The 16807-nt window shown below is 59.9% G+C and carries 14 protein-coding genes and 2 pseudogenes; 5 read left to right on the forward strand and 11 right to left on the reverse strand.

The annotated features are described in order from the left end of the window. Positions 1-110: 110 nt before the first annotated feature. From AC07W5_RS25195 to AC07W5_RS25205, 3 genes and pseudogenes are all read right to left on the reverse strand, one after another. Positions 111-470, reverse strand: a complete 360-nt coding sequence (locus AC07W5_RS25195; protein WP_494992101.1) for a DUF5064 family protein — start codon at positions 468-470, stop codon at positions 111-113. A gap of 80 nt (positions 471-550) precedes the next feature. Beyond that, positions 551-687 (reverse strand): annotated as a pseudogene (locus AC07W5_RS25200) (carbamate kinase); the annotation flags it as partial. 90 nt (positions 688-777) lie between these two features. After that, positions 778-861: pseudogene (locus AC07W5_RS25205) on the reverse strand (hypothetical protein); the annotation flags it as partial. A 506-nt stretch (positions 862-1367) separates the two neighbouring features. Between AC07W5_RS25205 and AC07W5_RS25210 the strand changes: the two are divergent. Then, on the forward strand, positions 1368-2237 hold the full coding sequence (locus tag AC07W5_RS25210; RefSeq protein WP_495024534.1) for a DNA-3-methyladenine glycosylase family protein: 870 nt from the start codon (positions 1368-1370) through the stop codon (positions 2235-2237). A 128-nt stretch (positions 2238-2365) separates the two neighbouring features. On the opposite strand, the gene AC07W5_RS25215 is transcribed toward AC07W5_RS25210, so the two are convergent. From AC07W5_RS25215 to gap, 8 genes are all read right to left on the reverse strand, one after another. Beyond that, on the reverse strand, positions 2366-3724 hold the full coding sequence (locus AC07W5_RS25215; RefSeq protein ID WP_495024522.1) for a CoA transferase: 1359 nt from the start codon (positions 3722-3724) through the stop codon (positions 2366-2368). Between the two features lie 195 nt (positions 3725-3919). Beyond that, entirely contained in the window at positions 3920-4321 is a 402-nt protein-coding gene (locus AC07W5_RS25220) for a YbaN family protein (protein ID WP_495024523.1), read from the reverse strand. Positions 4322-4494: 173 nt separating this feature from the next. Then, positions 4495-5103, reverse strand: coding sequence for a biliverdin-producing heme oxygenase (locus AC07W5_RS25225; RefSeq protein WP_495024524.1), 609 nt, complete (start codon positions 5101-5103; stop codon positions 4495-4497). A gap of 113 nt (positions 5104-5216) precedes the next feature. Continuing rightward, on the reverse strand, positions 5217-7802 hold the full coding sequence (locus AC07W5_RS25230) for a TonB-dependent receptor (RefSeq protein WP_495024525.1): 2586 nt from the start codon (positions 7800-7802) through the stop codon (positions 5217-5219). Between the two features lie 120 nt (positions 7803-7922). Continuing rightward, the gene (locus AC07W5_RS25235) at positions 7923-8891 is read right to left on the reverse strand and encodes a FecR family protein (RefSeq protein WP_495024526.1); all 969 of its coding nucleotides are present in this window, start codon (positions 8889-8891) and stop codon (positions 7923-7925) included. A 126-nt stretch (positions 8892-9017) separates the two neighbouring features. Further along, positions 9018-9533: an RNA polymerase sigma factor gene (locus AC07W5_RS25240; protein ID WP_494992107.1), complete on the reverse strand. Its 516-nt coding sequence runs from the start codon at positions 9531-9533 to the stop codon at positions 9018-9020. A gap of 79 nt (positions 9534-9612) precedes the next feature. Next, on the reverse strand, positions 9613-10077 hold the full coding sequence (locus AC07W5_RS25245) for a methylglyoxal synthase (protein ID WP_494992154.1): 465 nt from the start codon (positions 10075-10077) through the stop codon (positions 9613-9615). Positions 10078-10194: 117 nt separating this feature from the next. Next, complete coding sequence (gene gap / locus AC07W5_RS25250; protein ID WP_494992108.1) at positions 10195-11196, reverse strand: type I glyceraldehyde-3-phosphate dehydrogenase; 1002 nt, start codon at positions 11194-11196, stop codon at positions 10195-10197. Between the two features lie 222 nt (positions 11197-11418). On the opposite strand from gap, the gene edd reads away from it, so the two are divergent. The 4 genes from edd to AC07W5_RS25270 all read left to right on the forward strand — a co-directional run bounded on the left by edd (position 11419) and on the right by AC07W5_RS25270 (position 16559). Further along, on the forward strand, positions 11419-13245 hold the full coding sequence (gene edd, locus AC07W5_RS25255; RefSeq protein ID WP_495024527.1) for a phosphogluconate dehydratase: 1827 nt from the start codon (positions 11419-11421) through the stop codon (positions 13243-13245). Beyond that, the gene (locus AC07W5_RS25260; protein WP_494992110.1) at positions 13242-14198 is read left to right on the forward strand and encodes a glucokinase; all 957 of its coding nucleotides are present in this window, start codon (positions 13242-13244) and stop codon (positions 14196-14198) included. The genes edd and AC07W5_RS25260 overlap by 4 nt, the downstream gene beginning before the upstream one ends. Before the next feature lie 170 nt (positions 14199-14368). Further along, on the forward strand, positions 14369-15100 hold the full coding sequence (locus AC07W5_RS25265; RefSeq protein ID WP_494992111.1) for a response regulator: 732 nt from the start codon (positions 14369-14371) through the stop codon (positions 15098-15100). Next, complete coding sequence (locus tag AC07W5_RS25270; RefSeq protein ID WP_494992112.1) at positions 15090-16559, forward strand: ATP-binding protein; 1470 nt, start codon at positions 15090-15092, stop codon at positions 16557-16559. The genes AC07W5_RS25265 and AC07W5_RS25270 overlap by 11 nt, the downstream gene beginning before the upstream one ends. The last annotated feature ends 248 nt before the right edge of the window (positions 16560-16807 follow it).

Consider the following 16807-nt stretch of genomic DNA (forward strand, 5'->3'; position numbering starts at 1 on the left):
GTTGGTGAAATGTCGAAATTATCGTCGGTTTCGAAAACCACTACACACCCCAGCCCTCTCCCCAAGGGTGAGGGGTGGATGTCCCTTGCGCCGATAATTTCGGAGCAGGTTTACTCCAGATGCTCCGGCTTGACCGGGTCACCGGATTTGACACCGAGTTGCTTGCGCACGTCCTCGAACATCTCGTCGTAGTATTTGTGCATCGAGATGATGTTGGCGGTCTTGGGCATTCCGTATTTCTGTGCGATATGGGTGGCGTGGCGAGCAAAATCGAAGGCCTGGTCCTTGGGCAGAAAAAACGACTCCTTGAGCTCCTTACCCTCGACAGTCCCGTGCAGGGTGAAGAGCATGCCTATGCCTTCCTTGGGATCCTGGACCACTTCATAGTCGATACACAGGTCATAGCTGACGTCGCCTTTTTGCAGCGCGTGGCGCTCGATGTGCAAATGCCCGGGTTCGAATATGGCCATGGGTGTCTCTCCTTCAAGGCTGAAAAAGGGCAGACCGCCGGTCTGCCCTCGAAATTCTTGCAGCAAGCTTCTCGGTAGTCGCTGATCCCGGGTTTCGCCGTGCTGATGTGAGTACCGGCCTGCCCTGGACGATCGCGTCGATGTCCGAGAGTGAACCGATCACCGCGACTTTGCCAGTGTTGTGGGCGAACTTGCAGGCAGCCTGGACTTTGGGGCCTGCCTGCTGCGGTCAAGGCTTCACCGCGACGCAGGATCGCCTTGATCGTGTGCATAGGGTATTGCGCTTGCTCCAGGGCGATATTGGCCGGATGACGGCAGCCACAGTGTTGCCTTCGCCGAAGATCGGGGAGAAATATCCAGGGGTACTGAACGGCAGGACGAAGTAACCCAATAACTGAGGTGGATCGGTGCATGGGTACATTTCATTGTTTATGAACGGTTTATGGTTATTTCAACGGTATGACAGTGGATGCTGTGGAAGCCTTTTCCAGAGGCTGTGGCTAATATGAAAGCTGAATGGATTCAACTGCCTGGAAATATGAACTTAGTCCGTTTTATCAAATGTGCGCTGTCTGATAGCGATTTCCGCTGGGTGATTGATTTATCAGCAACACACCACAGAACTGCAAAGCGATGGCTGGCGTATAGAATAATTAGTTCTAAGCAAGACAGGGTTTGTGGCGTTACCTGATAAACGTTATTACCCCGTGATTATTTAGTTGGATGAATACGTGCTGTAGTTTCGCTCGTTTGAAAACACTTGAACGCCGAGGTAAAAATGACCCAGCCGACGCAAAAGCTTCGACTCAGCGCGTTAATCGCTCTGGTAGTGGGTTCGTTGATCGGCAGCAGGATCTTTTCGTTGTGACTGAGCGCGATGTTTGCAGTGCAGAAGAAGTGACACTTTTTCTGCCTTACCGGCCGCCGTATGACTGGTCGGCGATGTTCGGTTTCCTCGCTGCACGGTCGATTGCCGGGTTGGAGACCGTGGCCGATGGCGCGTATTCACGCAGCATCAGCCTGAAAGGTGTTCATGGCACGCTCAGCGTGCAACCGGGGACGGGAGATGCACTTGAGGTGACGGTGCGTTTTGCGGACCGGGCCTCTATGCCGCAGATTCTGGGGCGATTGCAGCGCATGTTTGATTTGGCGGCTGAGCCGCAGATGATCAATCAGCAATTGGCGCGTGACCCGTTGATGGGCCGGTTGACGGCCGCTCGCCCGGGGCTGCGCGTACCTGGAGCATGGGACGCTCTGGAGTTGGCGATCCGGGCGGTGTTGGGCCAGCAGATCACCATCGGCGCGGCGATTAAACTGGCAGGTAAGCTGGTGGCGCAGTATGGCGAGCCGCTGCGCGCACTGAACCCGAAACTGCCGGGGTTGACCCATGTCTTCCCGGAGCCGTCGGTCATGGCCGCAGCTGATCTCGCTGCATTGGGGATGCCCAAAAGTCGTGGCAGGACGTTGTCTGGGGTCGCGCAGGCCTTGCTGGATGATCCGCAGATATTCGAACCCAAGGCCAGCCTGCAGGACAGTGTGGCGAGATTGCTGGAGTTACCCGGTATTGGTGACTGGACGGCGCAGTACATTGCCATCCGCCAGTTGCGCGAGCCCGATGCGTTTGCATCGGGCGATGTGGGGTTGATCAATGCCTTGGCGGCCCTCGAAGGCAAGCCGGTCACGGCCCGACATCTATTATTGCGAGCCGAAGCCTGGCGGCCGTGGCGGGCCTATGCAGCACAGCATCTTTGGACGTCGCTCAGCTGATCATCGATTGCCGTTCAACGGATCTCTGGCCTGGCAATCAAACCTTGCAATGCCTCGACACTGACCTTCGGATCCGGACTGCTGCTGTGCCTGTACAAGCGGGCTTGCTCGAGAAAGTCACTTTAAAATCACCACCATTTCGCCCGATGTGAACCTGGCTCACAGGCTGGAGATGCCCACTGCAATGGTGAGCCGGTAATCTTCAACGGCACTTGCAGGCGATGGGCTGGCCCCCAGGTTGTCTGCTCGACCAGCATGCCTTGATCCTCTGCATCTTCTGCCCGCAGAGGCTCTTGCGCGTTGCCAGGCCCATGCTCCACCAACAACTTCGCGGTGCGCGCCAATGACAATCGGGCCGAGCTGCCGTGGCCATGATTCAAGCGTTCTGTCAGCGCGCGAATCGCGCTGGCGGCCATCAGGTAACCGGTCCCATGGTCCAGTGCCTGGACCGGCAACGGCGTGGGTCTGTCGGTCTTTTTCCAGAGCATGCCAGCGTCGGCAATTCCGCTGCTCATCTGTACCAGGCTGTCGAAACCCCGGCGGTTTTGCCAGGGGCCACTCCAACCGTAGGCGTTGAGGCAGACATCAATCAGGCCAGGAGCGATGTTCTGGCGTTCAATCTGCCCGTAACCGAGACGTTCCAGTGCGTCGGCGCGGTAGCCGTGGAGGAGGATGTCGGCCTTCCCCAATAGACTTTCGAATACGGCGCGATCGACGCTGTCATGGAGATTCAGTCGGGCACAACGTTTGCCCAAGGTCACCTCTGGTACAACACCGGGCTCATCCCAATCCGGCGGATCGATGCGCAGCACATCGGCGCCAAGCCCGGCGAGGAAGCGGCTGGCAATCGGGCCTGCGAGCACGCGGGTCAAGTCCAATACCTTGATCCCGGCCAGTGGTTGCGCCACCGAACCTTGCCATTTTTCTGCGGCTTCACGGCTGCTCGGTGCGAAATGGATCAGCGGCTCGGCATTCACCGCCACACCTTGGGGATGCACTTGCCATTGCGCCCAGGAGCGCATTTCGGCGGCGCAGCCTCCGGCGTCGACGAGCGCTTGTTCCAGCTCGGTTTTTCCCCATTGTTCGACCTTGGCGGCCATCGCCGCCCGATCAGCGCACTGGCCCAGGACGCGTTCGGCGCTGGCGCGGTGATGCGGTGCATTGGTGTGCAGACGGATCCAGCCGTCGCGGGTGGCGTAGTCACCGGCTATCGGGTCCCACAGTGGCGGGACGCTCCAGCCGACTGGACGCAGTGAGGTGGCGAACCAGAACGACGCCAGACGCCGGTCGACTTCCAGCGCGGGCAAGCGGCCGGTCTGGCTGCGAAGCAGTTCGGCAACGGCAAGGCCTGCGGCAGCGATGCTGGCAGCAGCCAGATCGGTGACGGCAAACGCCGAGGGCAGGGCGCCGAGGGAGGTGAAACGGATGGTTTCAGGGGGTTGCGGCAAGCCAAGTGCAGCATGAATGGACGTCAGAAAATCAGTCATCAAAGGCCCTCCGGAAGAGGGGGAATCATAGATTAATGATCAAAAGATCAAAAGCTGCGCGGGTATCTGTAGGCGCGAGGCTTGCCCGCGAAATGGGCGTTGCGGTGTATCAGACCAATCCGCTCATCGTTGATCGTGGGCAAGCCTCGCTCCTACGGGGGTTACCCCCGAAAGTTGTGGCGAGGGGGCGGTGGATCAGGACGTCTGCGGCACAGTTTCCGGTCGTGACCAGATCCACAGATTACCCAGGCTCATGCCGGCAATGGCCAGGTAGATCGGCCAGCCGTGGTCGAGCATCACCAGCATTAGCCCGGCGCATAGCAGCATGCTGAGGGTGGCGCTGACCTTGGCTCTACGGGCGATGATTTTGCCGTTGCGCCAGTTGTTCAGGATCGGCCCGAACAGCCGATGGTTTTCCAGCCAGGCACTCAGGCGCGGCGAGCTTTTGGTCGCAGCCCAGGCGGCCAGCAGGATGAACTCGGTGGTCGGCAAACCTGGCACGACGATCGCGATCAGGCCCAAGGCCAGACTGGCGTAGGCCAGCAGGCCAAAGAGGAGGCGGGCGGATTTTGAGGTGGGGAGGGATTGGCGGGTCATAGGCTTGATTGTATCGGTTCTTTTGAAACATCTCCGAACCCTGTAGGAGCGAGCGGTGCGGCGATCCGACTTGCCCGCGATCAATGCGCTGCGGTGTATCAGACAGACTGCGTCATCGTTCATCGCGGGCAAGGGCTAGGCGCCCCCCCTGCTCCTACAAAAGCGTGTCCGGTTCAGGCTAGTTCGGGTGCCGTGGCGTACGCCTGTTCCAGCAATACGGTGAAGCGGTTGAATGCGTCGATCGCGCCTTTCTCTACATCGACTTCTTCTTCGGCGCTGAACTCAAGCCCGTCGAGGGTTTTGATGAAGCTCTTCCAGCCTTCGGCACGACCGCCAGCCGGTTCGCCCAGGTGGCGGGCACCGAAGGTGTCGCTCAAGCCCAGGCTGACGGCACGTTTGATCAAAAACGCTGCGCCGAGTTTCGAACCCTCGGAAACGAAGATCCAGCCCAGGGCTTGGGCTTTACTCGGGTTTTTAACCGCGCCAGCAACCGATGCCGGTACATCTGTCTCGAGATCGGCAAGGTCGGCCCTGGCCTGCTCGGCACGGCAGCGGGCTGGCAGGTCCGGGACGATGCTGATCAGTTCAGCGTCCTTGTACAGCGCCACCAGCTCCGACTGGAACAGGTACTGGGCGACGACGAAACGGGCGAAGCTGGCTTGGGTTTCAAACGGCGCGTGTGCTTTGACCAGCGCGTCGAGTCGGGCATGAGGTTCGTTTGTGATCTGGTTCAGACGCTGGGAGCGCAGGCTTGGGCGCTGGGTTGAATCCTGATTGGTCATGAAGATGTCCTTGAGAATGAGAGGCGCTTTGTAACTAGACGAACGGGGAGACGTGGTAGCGTAAAAAATCCTCACTGCGTCATGGATAAGAGCGACGCAGTGAGGACCCCGGATCAGATATCCCAAATCAGGTTGACCGCGAAGTTGCGACCCGGCTGGGTCAGGCGGTCGAGGTTGGCCGGGCTGATCACGGCGGCTTCGCCGACGCTGTCGAAGCCGCGCACGTCATCCCACAGCCAGTACTTCTTGTCGGTCAGATTGTAGAGGCCAGCGTTGACGGTGACCTCGTCGGTGACCTTGTAAAAAGCGCTGAGGTCGAGAATGCCGAAGCCAGGCGATTTGAACTGGGTGCTGACGCCGTCAGGCGACTTGAAGTTGCTGTTGTCGACGCGATCTTTCTTCTTGACCACCGTCCAGCTGAGCAAGGCGCCATAGTTGTCCTGATCGTAGCCCAGGCCAAACACGCCGGTCAGCGGGTTGATGCTGTTGATTGGCTCGCCGGTGTCGTTGTTGCGACCGTGGGCGTAGGCCACCGAGCCCTGGCTGTAGAGGCCTTGTGGTGCGCCAAAGGCATCCAGTTGCAGGCGACCCTTGACCTCGATGCCCTTGATGGTGGCGTGCTTGATGTTGCTGCTCTGGAAGGTCAGCTCGGTGTAGCCCGGGGTGACGGCGTCTTCATTGATGAAGTCGCGATACTGGTTGTAGAACACCGCCACATCGAACGAGCCGGATTCAAAGTTGCCGCGCAGGCCGGTCTCGTAGCTTTTGCTTGTTTCCGGTTGCAGATCAGGGTTAGGCGCCACGCGGTAGCCGGTGGTGGTGTTCTCGAAGCGTCCGTACAACGCCTTGGCGGTCGGGGTGCGGAAACCTTCGGCGTATTGACCGTACCAGGTGTACTGATCGGTCAGCGCGTAGGTCAGTCCAAACTTGGGCGACACACGGTGCCAGGTTTTGTTCTCATCACTCACGGCGCCTTTGCCATCGGCGGCGACGGTGTTGAGAAATTCCTGGGTGATGTGCGGCTTGAGCTGGGTGTAGTCGTAGCGCAGGCCCGGCAGGAAGGTCCACTGGTTCCAGTTGATTTGATCCTGGGCGAACAGGCTGTAGGTGTTGATGGTCGGGTCCGGGAAGTCGCTGGACTTCTTCAATACATCCGCCGGGCTGATTGCACCGATGGCCGTGCAGCCACGACCGACCACCAGGCAAGTAGCGCTACCGCTGCGCGAGCCGGTGACTTTCTGCTGCTTGAGGGTAGTGCCGTAGGTCAGCAGGTGATCGGTCTCACCGATGCTCAATGCCTTGTCCAATTGTGCGTCGAACACCCACTGCTGCTCTTCAAAGAGCGTGTCGCGCGAGCGCATCACATTGCGGCTGAACGGGAAGTAGTTTTCCAGGGTGCTTTGGTCGGTCTTGGCAATCTGGTAGTTCAGGCTCCACTTGAGGTGATCGGCCATTGTGGTCTCGAGAGCGAAGTTGTTCTCCAGGCCGAAACGCTCTCGGGTAACGGTGTCGTTACCGGTACGCGAACGATACATACCCAGTGGCTGGCCCGCGTTGAACGGACCACCGACGGCGCTTTTCTGATTGATGTCGCGATCGTCCTTGTACTTTTCGTAGGTCAGGCCCAGACGCGAATCTTCATTGTAGTTCCAGCCCAGTTTCGCCAGCACGTTGGTGGTGTGCACGTCTTCGGGGTTGGCAGCGGTGCGTTCCAGCCCGGTGCCGTTGTTGCTGGCGAAGGACTCGGTTTCATGACCGTCGCGCTGACTCAAGTGCAGCAGGCCATCGAACTGATCGACGCGGCCGGCGAAAGTGCCGGACTTCAGCCAGCTCTCGTCGGAAGAGTTGTAGCCGGTCTTCAGGCGTACGCCGAAGTCCTGGCCGGGTTTGATGATGTCGTCCGGGTCGAGGGTGAAATAGCTGACCGCGCCGCCGATGGCGTTACTGCCGTAGAGCACTGACGCCGGGCCGCGGAGTATCTCCACGCGCTTGACGATTTCCGGGTCGACGAAGTTGCGCTGGGTCTTGGCATAGGGGCCGTTGAAGAAGCTGTTGGGGACTTCGACGCCGTCGACCTGGGTCAGAATCCGGTTGCCATCGATGCCACGGATGTTGTAGCCGGTAATGCCGCCACGTTGACCGGCACCGCCCACCGAAACACCCGGCTCGTAGCGCACCAGTTCCTTGATGGTGTTGACGTTCTGGCGGTCCAGCTCCTGACGGTCGTGAACCGTGACGGTGCTCGGCACGGTGGTCACGTCCTGTGCCTGACGAGTGGCACTGATGGTCACTTGTTGCAGGGCCAGTGCGCCGCCGGTACGCCTTTCCAGAACGATGTTGTTGTTACCGAGCTTGCGATAGCTCAGGTTGGTGCCCGACAACAGTCGGTCCAGCGCTTTTTCCGGCGCCAGTGAACCGCGCACGCCAGGCGATGCGACGCCTTCAGCGAGCTCTGCGGGCAGCCCGACTTGCCAGCCGGTGACGGCGGTAAAGGCGTTCAGTGCCGACACCAGCGGCTGCTGGGCGATGGCGAAAGTGTAATCGCCCATGTTGTGGGTCGGTTGTTGGACTGCGGTGGCGGCCATGGCCGGGGTGGCTGGTGCGCCGGCCAGCAGGATGGCGGCGGTGAGCAAGGACAGTGTGCCGTTTTGCAGGCGTGCAGAAGATGAAGGGGACCGGCTGTTGAGGCGAGGGGACATCGATAGCGCTCCGTGTCGCACGAATCTTATAGGTGCAGATCAGCATTAAAAATGCGAATCAATTGCATTGGCTATAACGAGACGTTCTACCGATGGCTATCGAGTAAAAATAAGTTCGAATCAGTTGAGGATTACCAGTGCCGGGAATTCCTGGAGCCTGGCGGAAGTGATGTGGGCCAGGGAGCGAACCACCTCCAGCGGCTGGTCGAGACGGTAGTTGCCGGTTACCGCAACATCGGCAAGCTGTGCGTTGTTGTTGATGATCCAGCCCGGGTAGTAACGACGCAGTTCAGCCAGCACCTGGCTCAGCGGGCAGTTTTCGAACACCAGGCGTCCCTGGACCCAGGCCAGGTCCTTGTCGAGGTCCAGCCTGGCGGGCCGATCAAAACCGTTCGGGCCGATGCGGATGCTGTCCCCGGCGGAAAGGCGTATTCGCGCGTCGTCACGGGTCGTCTGGAGATCGACGTCACCGCGCTGAACCCTGACCTGGGCCACTCCGTCCAGATAACGCACGGCAAATGCGGTGTCGCGCACGCTGGCCCTGACCGGGCCGGCATCGATTTCCAGCGGCTGACCACGATTGGCCGTCACGTCGAAAAACGCCTCGCCCTGAAACAGGCGGGCAACGCGCTGCTGTTCGTTGATGGTGCTGGACAACGCCGAGTTGGTGTTGAGCAGGACCTGGGAGCCGTCCTCCAGTTGCAGGCGCTGGCGCTCGCCGACCACGGTCAGATGATCGGCCTGCAAACGCAGTGGCAGGTTGCTGAAACTGAATAAACCGAGCACCAACACGGCCGCTGTGGCGAGCGGCTTCCAGTGCGGGCGCAGGCGCGAGAGGATCGACTTTTTATGCTGTGCGCTCAGGCTTTGAGCGCACTGTGCTACCTGCGGACCGTCCCAGATGGCTTGGGCTTTGGCAAAGGCCTGGGCGTGCAACGGCGAGGCCGCCAACCAGTCGTGGAACTGCCGGGTTTGCTCTTCGCCCGGACGTTCCAGCACGATCAGCCAATCCAGCGCCTGGTCCATGGCACTGTCGCTGGAGGTGTCCGGCGCCATGGCTGGCGGGCGGAATCGTTCGGTGTCCGTCACGGGCGTTCCTTGGTGGTGTCTGCAGCACGACTGCTTTACTGGATGGATATCTGGAAAGAGGGCTAAGGGTAACAAACTGATTTGTCTGACACCCATACTGTATTAAAGAGTAATCCGGCAGACCGATCAGCTGTTTAAGCGTTCGGCGACGCCGATGCAGATGGCCATGATCAGTTTGAGTTCTTTTTGTACGGTGCTCAGGGACACGCCGAGCTTCTCGGCGATTTCCAGGTAGCTGTGTCCGTGCAGGCGACTGAGAATGAAAATCTGCTGCTGGCGCGGGCTGAGTTGGCTGAGGCTGATGTTCAAGCGTTCGAGCAACTGTTCGGCATGGGCGGCATCTTCGGCACTGCTCAGCGGCGCGGCGACGCTTTGCACCACATCCAGCGGGACGTCCTCAAGCAGGGTCCGGGCCTGGATGCGCAGCGAGCGCAGATGATCCAGAGCAAGGTTGCGGGCGGTCTGAAAAACGAAGGGTTCCAGATGGTCGATCGCCCGTTCGCTCAAGGCGCGGGTCACGCGCAGGTAGGTTTCCTGCAAGAGGTCTTCGGCGGTGCTGTGGTTGTTGACCATCCGCTCCAGCGTGCGCAGCAGAGAGACTCGCTGAGCGAGGAAGACGTGGTTGAAGCGCGATTGACTCACGGTAGGACCTGATCCATTTTGCAGTTAATGATAATGCTTATCATCTGCGCGAATGGTCAAGTACTACTTTGTGAGAGAGTTACTGACGGCCCAGCAGGTAAGCCTCGTAATCGGGAATCCGGTACGAGTGCGGTTGATCCATCAGCGGACTGCTGAGCAGGTAGTCGGCGCTGCATTCATTGCAGGCCACCGGGATGTTCCAGACCGCCGCAACCCGCAGCAACGCCTTGATGTCCGGGTCGTGTGGTTGTGGCTCGAAGGGGTCCCAGAAAAACACCAGCATATCCACCCGCTGCTCGGCGATCCGTGCACCGAGTTGCTGATCGCCGCCTAACGGGCCGCTGATCATACTTTCCACGGGCAGGCCCAGACGTTTACTCAGCAGCAGGCCGGTGGTGCCGGTAGCGACCAGTTCGTGTTGGGCGAGCTTGTCCTTTTGCCGTTCGGCCCAGTCCAACAGGAAAATCTTGCAGTGGTCATGGGCGACCAGGGCGATACGCTTGCGCGCCGCCATGGTTTTCTGGGTGAAGCTGATACCGATCATCGGTTGCTGTTCCATAGGCGATTCGCTTTATTGGGCGTTGCAGAGCGCCCGAAGGCTGCGATTTTTTCAGCGGTCATGCGGACGTCAAGATCAAAAGATCGCAGCCTGCGCCAGCACCTACTCCGCGTTGCAGAGGGCCAGGCAGTTATCGAGCATGCGGTTGGAGAAGCCCCATTCATTGTCGTACCAGGCCAGCACCTTGAGCAGCTTGCCGCTGACCTTGGTGTGGTTGGCGTCGAAGATTGACGACAGCGGATTGTGGTTGAAGTCGCTGGAGACCAGCGGCAGGGTGTTGTAACCGAGGATCTTCGAATGCTGGCTGGCGTCTTTGAGCAGCGCGTTGACCTCATCGGCTGTCGCTTCGCGTTTGAGCTGCACGGTCAGGTCCACCAGCGACACGTTGATCACCGGTACGCGCACCGACATGCCGGTCAGTTTGCCCGCCAGCTCCGGCAGCACCAGGCCCACCGCTTCGGCGGCGCCGGTCTTGCTCGGGATCATGTTCTGTGTGGCCGAACGGGCACGGTACGGGTCGACGTGGTAGACGTCGGTGAGGTGCTGGTCATTGGTGTAGGCGTGGATGGTGGTCATCAAACCGCTTTCGATGCCCAGCTCGCGGTGCAGCACCTGGGCCACGGGGGCCAGGCAGTTGGTGGTGCACGACGCGTTGGAAATGATCTGGTGCGATTGGCGCAGAATGTCGTGGTTGACCCCGTAGACAACGGTGGCGTCGGCGCCTTTGGCCGGTGCCGAGATAATCACTTTGCGTGCGCCGGCAGTAATATGGGCAGCAGCTTTGGCGCGGTCGGTGAACAGGCCGGTGCATTCGAAGACCACGTCGATCTTCTCGGCAGCCCATGGCAGTTCGGCCGGGTTGCGGATGGCGCTGACCGCGATACGGTCACCGTTGACGGTCAGGCTTTCCTGATCGTGCTGCACATCGGCATCAAAGGTGCCGTGGACGGTGTCGTACTTGAGCAGGTGCGCGTTCATCGCGCTGTCCCCCAGATCGTTGATGGCGACGATCTGCAGATCCTGACGATAGCCTTGGGTATAAAGTGCTCGCAGGACGTTACGGCCAATACGGCCAAAACCATTGATTGCAATTCGTAGAGTCATTTGAAAAGCGCCTGCTGTAATTTTGTTGTTGGAATTACAAGATTATTCGTAAAAAAATAGAAAACAAGCCTTTTTAGTGGCAATATTTTGTTTTATCTACAACGAGTGGCCTGAATCAACTGGTCCGAATGCTTGAAAAGCACGTCTGCAATGCCAAGCGCAGACACCTTCAATCAGCATAGACAATCAGGTCGCCACATCCGTTAGCCTGGAGTTCTACATATGCATCCCCGCGTTCTTGAGGTCACCGAACGGCTTATTTCCCGCAGTCGCGCTACTCGCGAGGCTTACCTGGCCTTGATTCGCGGTGCCGCCAGCGATGGCCCGCAACGCGCCAGACTGCAATGTGCCAACTTCGCCCACGGCGTGGCGGGTTGCGGCACTGAAGACAAAAACACTCTGCGGATGATGAACGCCGCCAACGTGGCAATAGTTTCGTCATATAACGACATGCTCTCGGCGCATCAGCCGTACGAGCACTACCCGGAACAGATCAAACACGCGTTGCGCGAGATCGGCTCGGTCGGCCAGTTCGCCGGTGGCGTACCGGCCATGTGTGATGGCGTGACCCAGGGTGAACCGGGCATGGAGCTGGGCATTGCCAGCCGCGAAGTGATCGCGATGTCGACTGCCGTGGCGCTGTCCCACAACATGTTCGACGCGGCGATAATGCTCGGTATCTGCGACAAGATCGTTCCCGGCCTGATGATGGGCGCGCTGCGCTTCGGTCACTTGCCGACGATTTTTGTCCCGGGCGGGCCGATGGTCTCGGGGATTTCCAACAAGGAAAAAGCCGACGTCCGCCAGCGCTACGCCGAAGGCAAGTGCAGCCGCGAAGAGCTGCTGGAATCGGAGATGAAGTCCTACCACAGCCCTGGCACCTGCACCTTCTACGGCACCGCCAACACCAACCAGTTGCTGATGGAAGTCATGGGTCTGCACTTGCCGGGCGCATCCTTCGTCAACCCGAACACCCCGCTGCGTGATGCCTTGACCCGCGAAGCCGCGCACCAGATCACCCGTCTGACCAAACAAAGCGGTAACTTCACGCCGCTGGGCGAGATCGTCGACGAACGTTCGCTGGTCAACTCCATCGTGGCACTGCACGCCACTGGCGGCTCGACCAACCACACGCTGCACATGCCGGCCATCGCCATGGCGGCGGGCATTCAATTGACCTGGCAGGACATGGCCGACCTCTCCGAGGTGGTGCCGACCCTGTCCCACGTCTACCCCAATGGCAAAGCCGACATCAACCACTTCCAGGCCGCGGGCGGAATGTCGTTCCTGATCCGCGAACTGCTGGAAGCCGGTTTGCTCCACGAAAACGTCAACACTGTGGCCGGCCATGGCCTGAGCCGCTACACCCAGGAGCCGTTCCTGGAGAACGGTGAACTGGTGTGGCGTGAAGGTCCGATCGAAAGCCTCGATGAAAACATCCTGCGGCCGGTGGCTCGCGCGTTCTCGCCAGAGGGCGGTTTGCGGGTGATGGAAGGCAACCTCGGCCGTGGCGTGATGAAGGTCTCGGCGGTTGCGCCAGAGCACCAGATCGTCGAAGCACCGGCGATGGTGTTCCAGGATCAGCAGGACCTGGCCGATGCCTTCAAGGCAGGTCTGCTGGAGAAAGATTTTGTCGCGGTGATGCGCTTCCAGGGGCCGCGTTCCAACGGTATGCCGGAACTGCACAAAATGACCCCGTTCCTCGGTGTTCTGCAGGACCGTGGCTTCAAGGTTGCGCTGGTCACCGACGGGCGTATGTCCGGTGCTTCCGGAAAGATCCCGGCGGCGATCCACGTCAGCCCCGAAGCCTTTGTCGGTGGCGCGCTGGCGCGAGTGCTCGACGGCGACATCATTCGTGTCGATGGCGTCAATGGTACCTTGCAGCTTATGGTAGACACCGATGAATTTGAGGCACGTGAGCCGGCCAAAGGTCTGCTGGATAACGGCATTGGTTGCGGTCGTGAATTGTTCGGTTTCATGCGCATGGCCTTCAGCTCGGCAGAGCAGGGCGCCAGCGCCTTTACCTCTGCACTGGAGACCCTGAAGTGAAGCTAGCGCTGGTCGGTGACATTGGCGGAACCAATGCACGTTTTGCGTTGTGGAAAGACCAGCAACTGGAGTCGATCCAGGTGCTGGCGACGGCGGACCACACCAGCCCCGAAGAGGCCATTGGCGTCTATTTGAGCGGGCTGGGCTTGCCCCTCGGTTCGATCGGATCGGTATGCCTGTCGGTGGCCGGCCCCGTGAGTGGTGACGAATTTCGCTTTACCAACAACCACTGGCGGTTGAGTCGTAAAGCCTTCTGCCAGACCTTGCAGGTCGATCAGCTGCTGTTGGTCAATGACTTCTCGGCCATGGCGCTGGGCATGACCCGCCTGCAACCGGGTGAATATCGGGTGGTTTGCGAAGGGACTCCCGAACCGTTGCGTCCGGCGGTGGTGATCGGGCCGGGCACAGGGCTCGGGGTCGGTACCTTGCTAGACCTTGGCGTAGGCCGCTGGGCTGCGTTGCCAGGCGAAGGCGGGCATGTCGACTTACCGTTGAGCAGCCTGCGGGAAACCCAGTTGTGGCAACACATCTACAGTGAGATCGGTCATGTCAGCGCCGAGACCGCGCTGAGCGGCAGCGGCTTGCCGCGGGTTTATCGGGCGATTTGCGCGGTGGACGGGCATGAGCCGGTCCTCGATACGCCGGAGGCGATCACAGCTGCGGGGCTTGCGGGGGATCCGATTGCGCTGGAAGTACTGGAGCAATTCTGCTGCTGGCTCGGTCGCGTCGCCGGCAACAACGTGTTGACCACTGGCGGGCGTGGCGGGGTGTATATCGTGGGTGGCGTGATACCGCGGTTTGCCGACTTCTTCCTGGAGAGTGGTTTTGCTCGTTGCTTCGCCGACAAGGGCTGCATGAGCGATTATTTCAAGGGCATTCCGGTGTGGCTGGTGACAGCGCCATATTCCGGCCTGACGGGTGCCGGCGTGGCACTGGAGCAGGCGGTTTCCTGATGATCGTTCCCACGCTCCGCGTGGGAATGCCGCCATGGACGCTCCGCGTCCGCTTCGAGATGTGACGCAGAGCGTCACGGGATGCATCCCCACGCAGAGCGTGGGAACGATCCAGATCTGTGATCCATAAGGCATAATCCGCTCCATCCATAACAACAAGGACGACCCACGTGAGCTCAGTCAGTAAGTCGATTTTGTTGGTCGATGACGATCAAGAGATACGCGAGTTGCTGGACGCCTACCTCAGCCGCGCCGGCTTTCAGGTGCGGACCACGCCGGACGGCGCCGGGTTTCGCCAGGCCTTGAACGACGCACCGAGTGACCTGGTGATCCTCGATGTGATGCTGCCGGACGAAGACGGCTTCAGCCTGTGTCGCTGGATTCGCCAGCACCCGCGTCAGTCCCAGGTGCCCATCATCATGCTTACCGCCAGTTCCGACGAAGCCGACCGGGTGATCGGGCTGGAGTTGGGCGCCGACGACTATCTGGGCAAACCCTTCAGCCCTCGTGAATTGCAGGCGCGGATCAAGGCCTTGTTGCGCCGGGCCCAGTTCGGTCAGGAGCGCTCCGGTGGTGAAGTCTTGTCCTTCGATGACTGGCGACTGGATATGGTCAGCCACCGCTTGTTTCATACCGACGGCGAGGAAGTGATTTTGTCCGGTGCCGATTTCGCTTTGCTGAAACTGTTCCTGGATCACCCGCAGGAAATCCTCGATCGCGACACCATCGGCAACGCCACCCGCGGCCGTGATCTGATGCCGCTGGACCGTATCGTCGACATGGCGGTCAGTCGCTTGCGCCAGCGTTTGCGCGATACCGACAAACCACCGCGCCTGATTCGCACGGTGCGCGGCAGCGGTTATCAATTGGCTGCCAATGTGGTTGCCAGCAATGGTCACTGAGTTCTTCGCCAGAATCGCTCGCCGCGTGCCGGTGCCACGTTCGTTGCTTGGGCGAATGTTGTTGCTGACATTACTGGCGGTGCTGTTCGCGCAGACGCTGTCGAGTGTGATCTGGGTTTCGCAATTGCGCGCTACCCAGCTTGAAGGACTGGTCACCAGCGCCCGCAGCCTGGCGCATTCGATGACTGCCAGCGTCAGTTACTTCCGGTCGTTGCCGGTGGCTTACCGACCGTTGGTGCTCGACCAGTTGCGCAGCATGGGCGGCACGCGATTCGTCGTGACCCTCAACGACAAACCCTTGGGTATGGAAGTGCTACCGCCGACGCCGCGCAAGCTAGCGGTGCTCAAGGCGGTGGATGAGGTGCTGCGCCAGTCTTTGGGCAATGATGCGGTTATCTCGGTGCAATTCGTCAGCGCCGAAGACCTGCGGATATTCAATGGCGGTTTGAAACTCGATGAGTTGCCGCGCTCCTGGGCCCATTACGCGCTGACCCTGGAACCGGTCAATCCGCCGGTGCTGGTCACGCAAATTCAGTTGGCCCCGGGCGAATGGCTATACATCGCCTCACTGTTGCCCGAACCCTACACCAGCCTCGAAGAGCAAGGGCTGCCTTCGCAGCAGGTGTGGTTCATTCTGCTGACCAGCGGCTTTCTGCTGCTGTTCATCGGCCTGTTGGTGCACTGGCAAAGTCGACCGCTCAAGCGTCTGGCGCGGGCCGCGCGGGACATGTCGTTGGGCGCCGAAGTCGAGCCGGTAGCCGAGGGTGGTGGCAGCGAAGTGGTCGAGGTCGGTCGCGCCTTCAATACCATGCGTGAGCGCATCAGTCGCTACCTGACCGAGCGCAGCCAGTTGTTCAGCGCCATTTCCCATGACTTGCGCACGCCGATTACCCGTCTGCGGCTGCGGGTCGAACTGCTGGAAGATGAACAGCTGCAAGCCAAGTTCGGTCGGGATCTCGATGAGTTGGAGTTGCTGGTCAAAGGCGCGCTGCAATGCGTCAAAGACACCGATATTCACGAAAACATCGAGCCAGTGGACCTCAACCATGTGCTCGATTGCCTGGTCGAACCCTATCTGAGTCCCAACGGCAATGGCCGGGTGACCCAACAGGGGCGGGCGCTGGCGACCTATCCTGGCAAACCGCTAGCGCTCAAGCGCTGTATCGGCAACCTGATCGACAACGCGTTGAAGTACGGACAGAAGGCCCATCTGCATATCGACGACGATGACGCCGCGTTCATCCTGCATGTCGATGATGAGGGGCCGGGGGTGCCTGAACAGCGTCTGGAACAGGTCTTCGAGCCGCACTTTCGTCTGTCGGGTCAGCAGCAGGGTTACGGCCTGGGGCTGGGCATTGCCCGCAACATCGCTCATAGCCATGGCGGCGAAGTGAGCTTGCAGAATCTGCGTGAGGGTGGGTTGCGGGTGACGTTGCATTTGCCCCGCAGTGTGGATTGACCGGTAATTTGTAGCAGCTGGCGAAGCCTGCGTCCGGCTGCGCAGCAGTCGTAATCCGGCCATCTCCGATCATCCTGACGTATTGTAGTTTGTCATTTTGCGACCGCTGCGCAGCCGGACGCAGGCTTCGCCAGTTGCTACGAAAAGCGGATCCTCTTGTGTCACTGAGCGGTGACATTCGGCCGGTCCTTCGTTACCTGCGCTGTACCACGCGTTGTTTAGACTCCAGTCAGTCATAACAACAAAAA

Source organism: Pseudomonas sp. GW821-FHT01E05 (assembly GCF_059422425.1).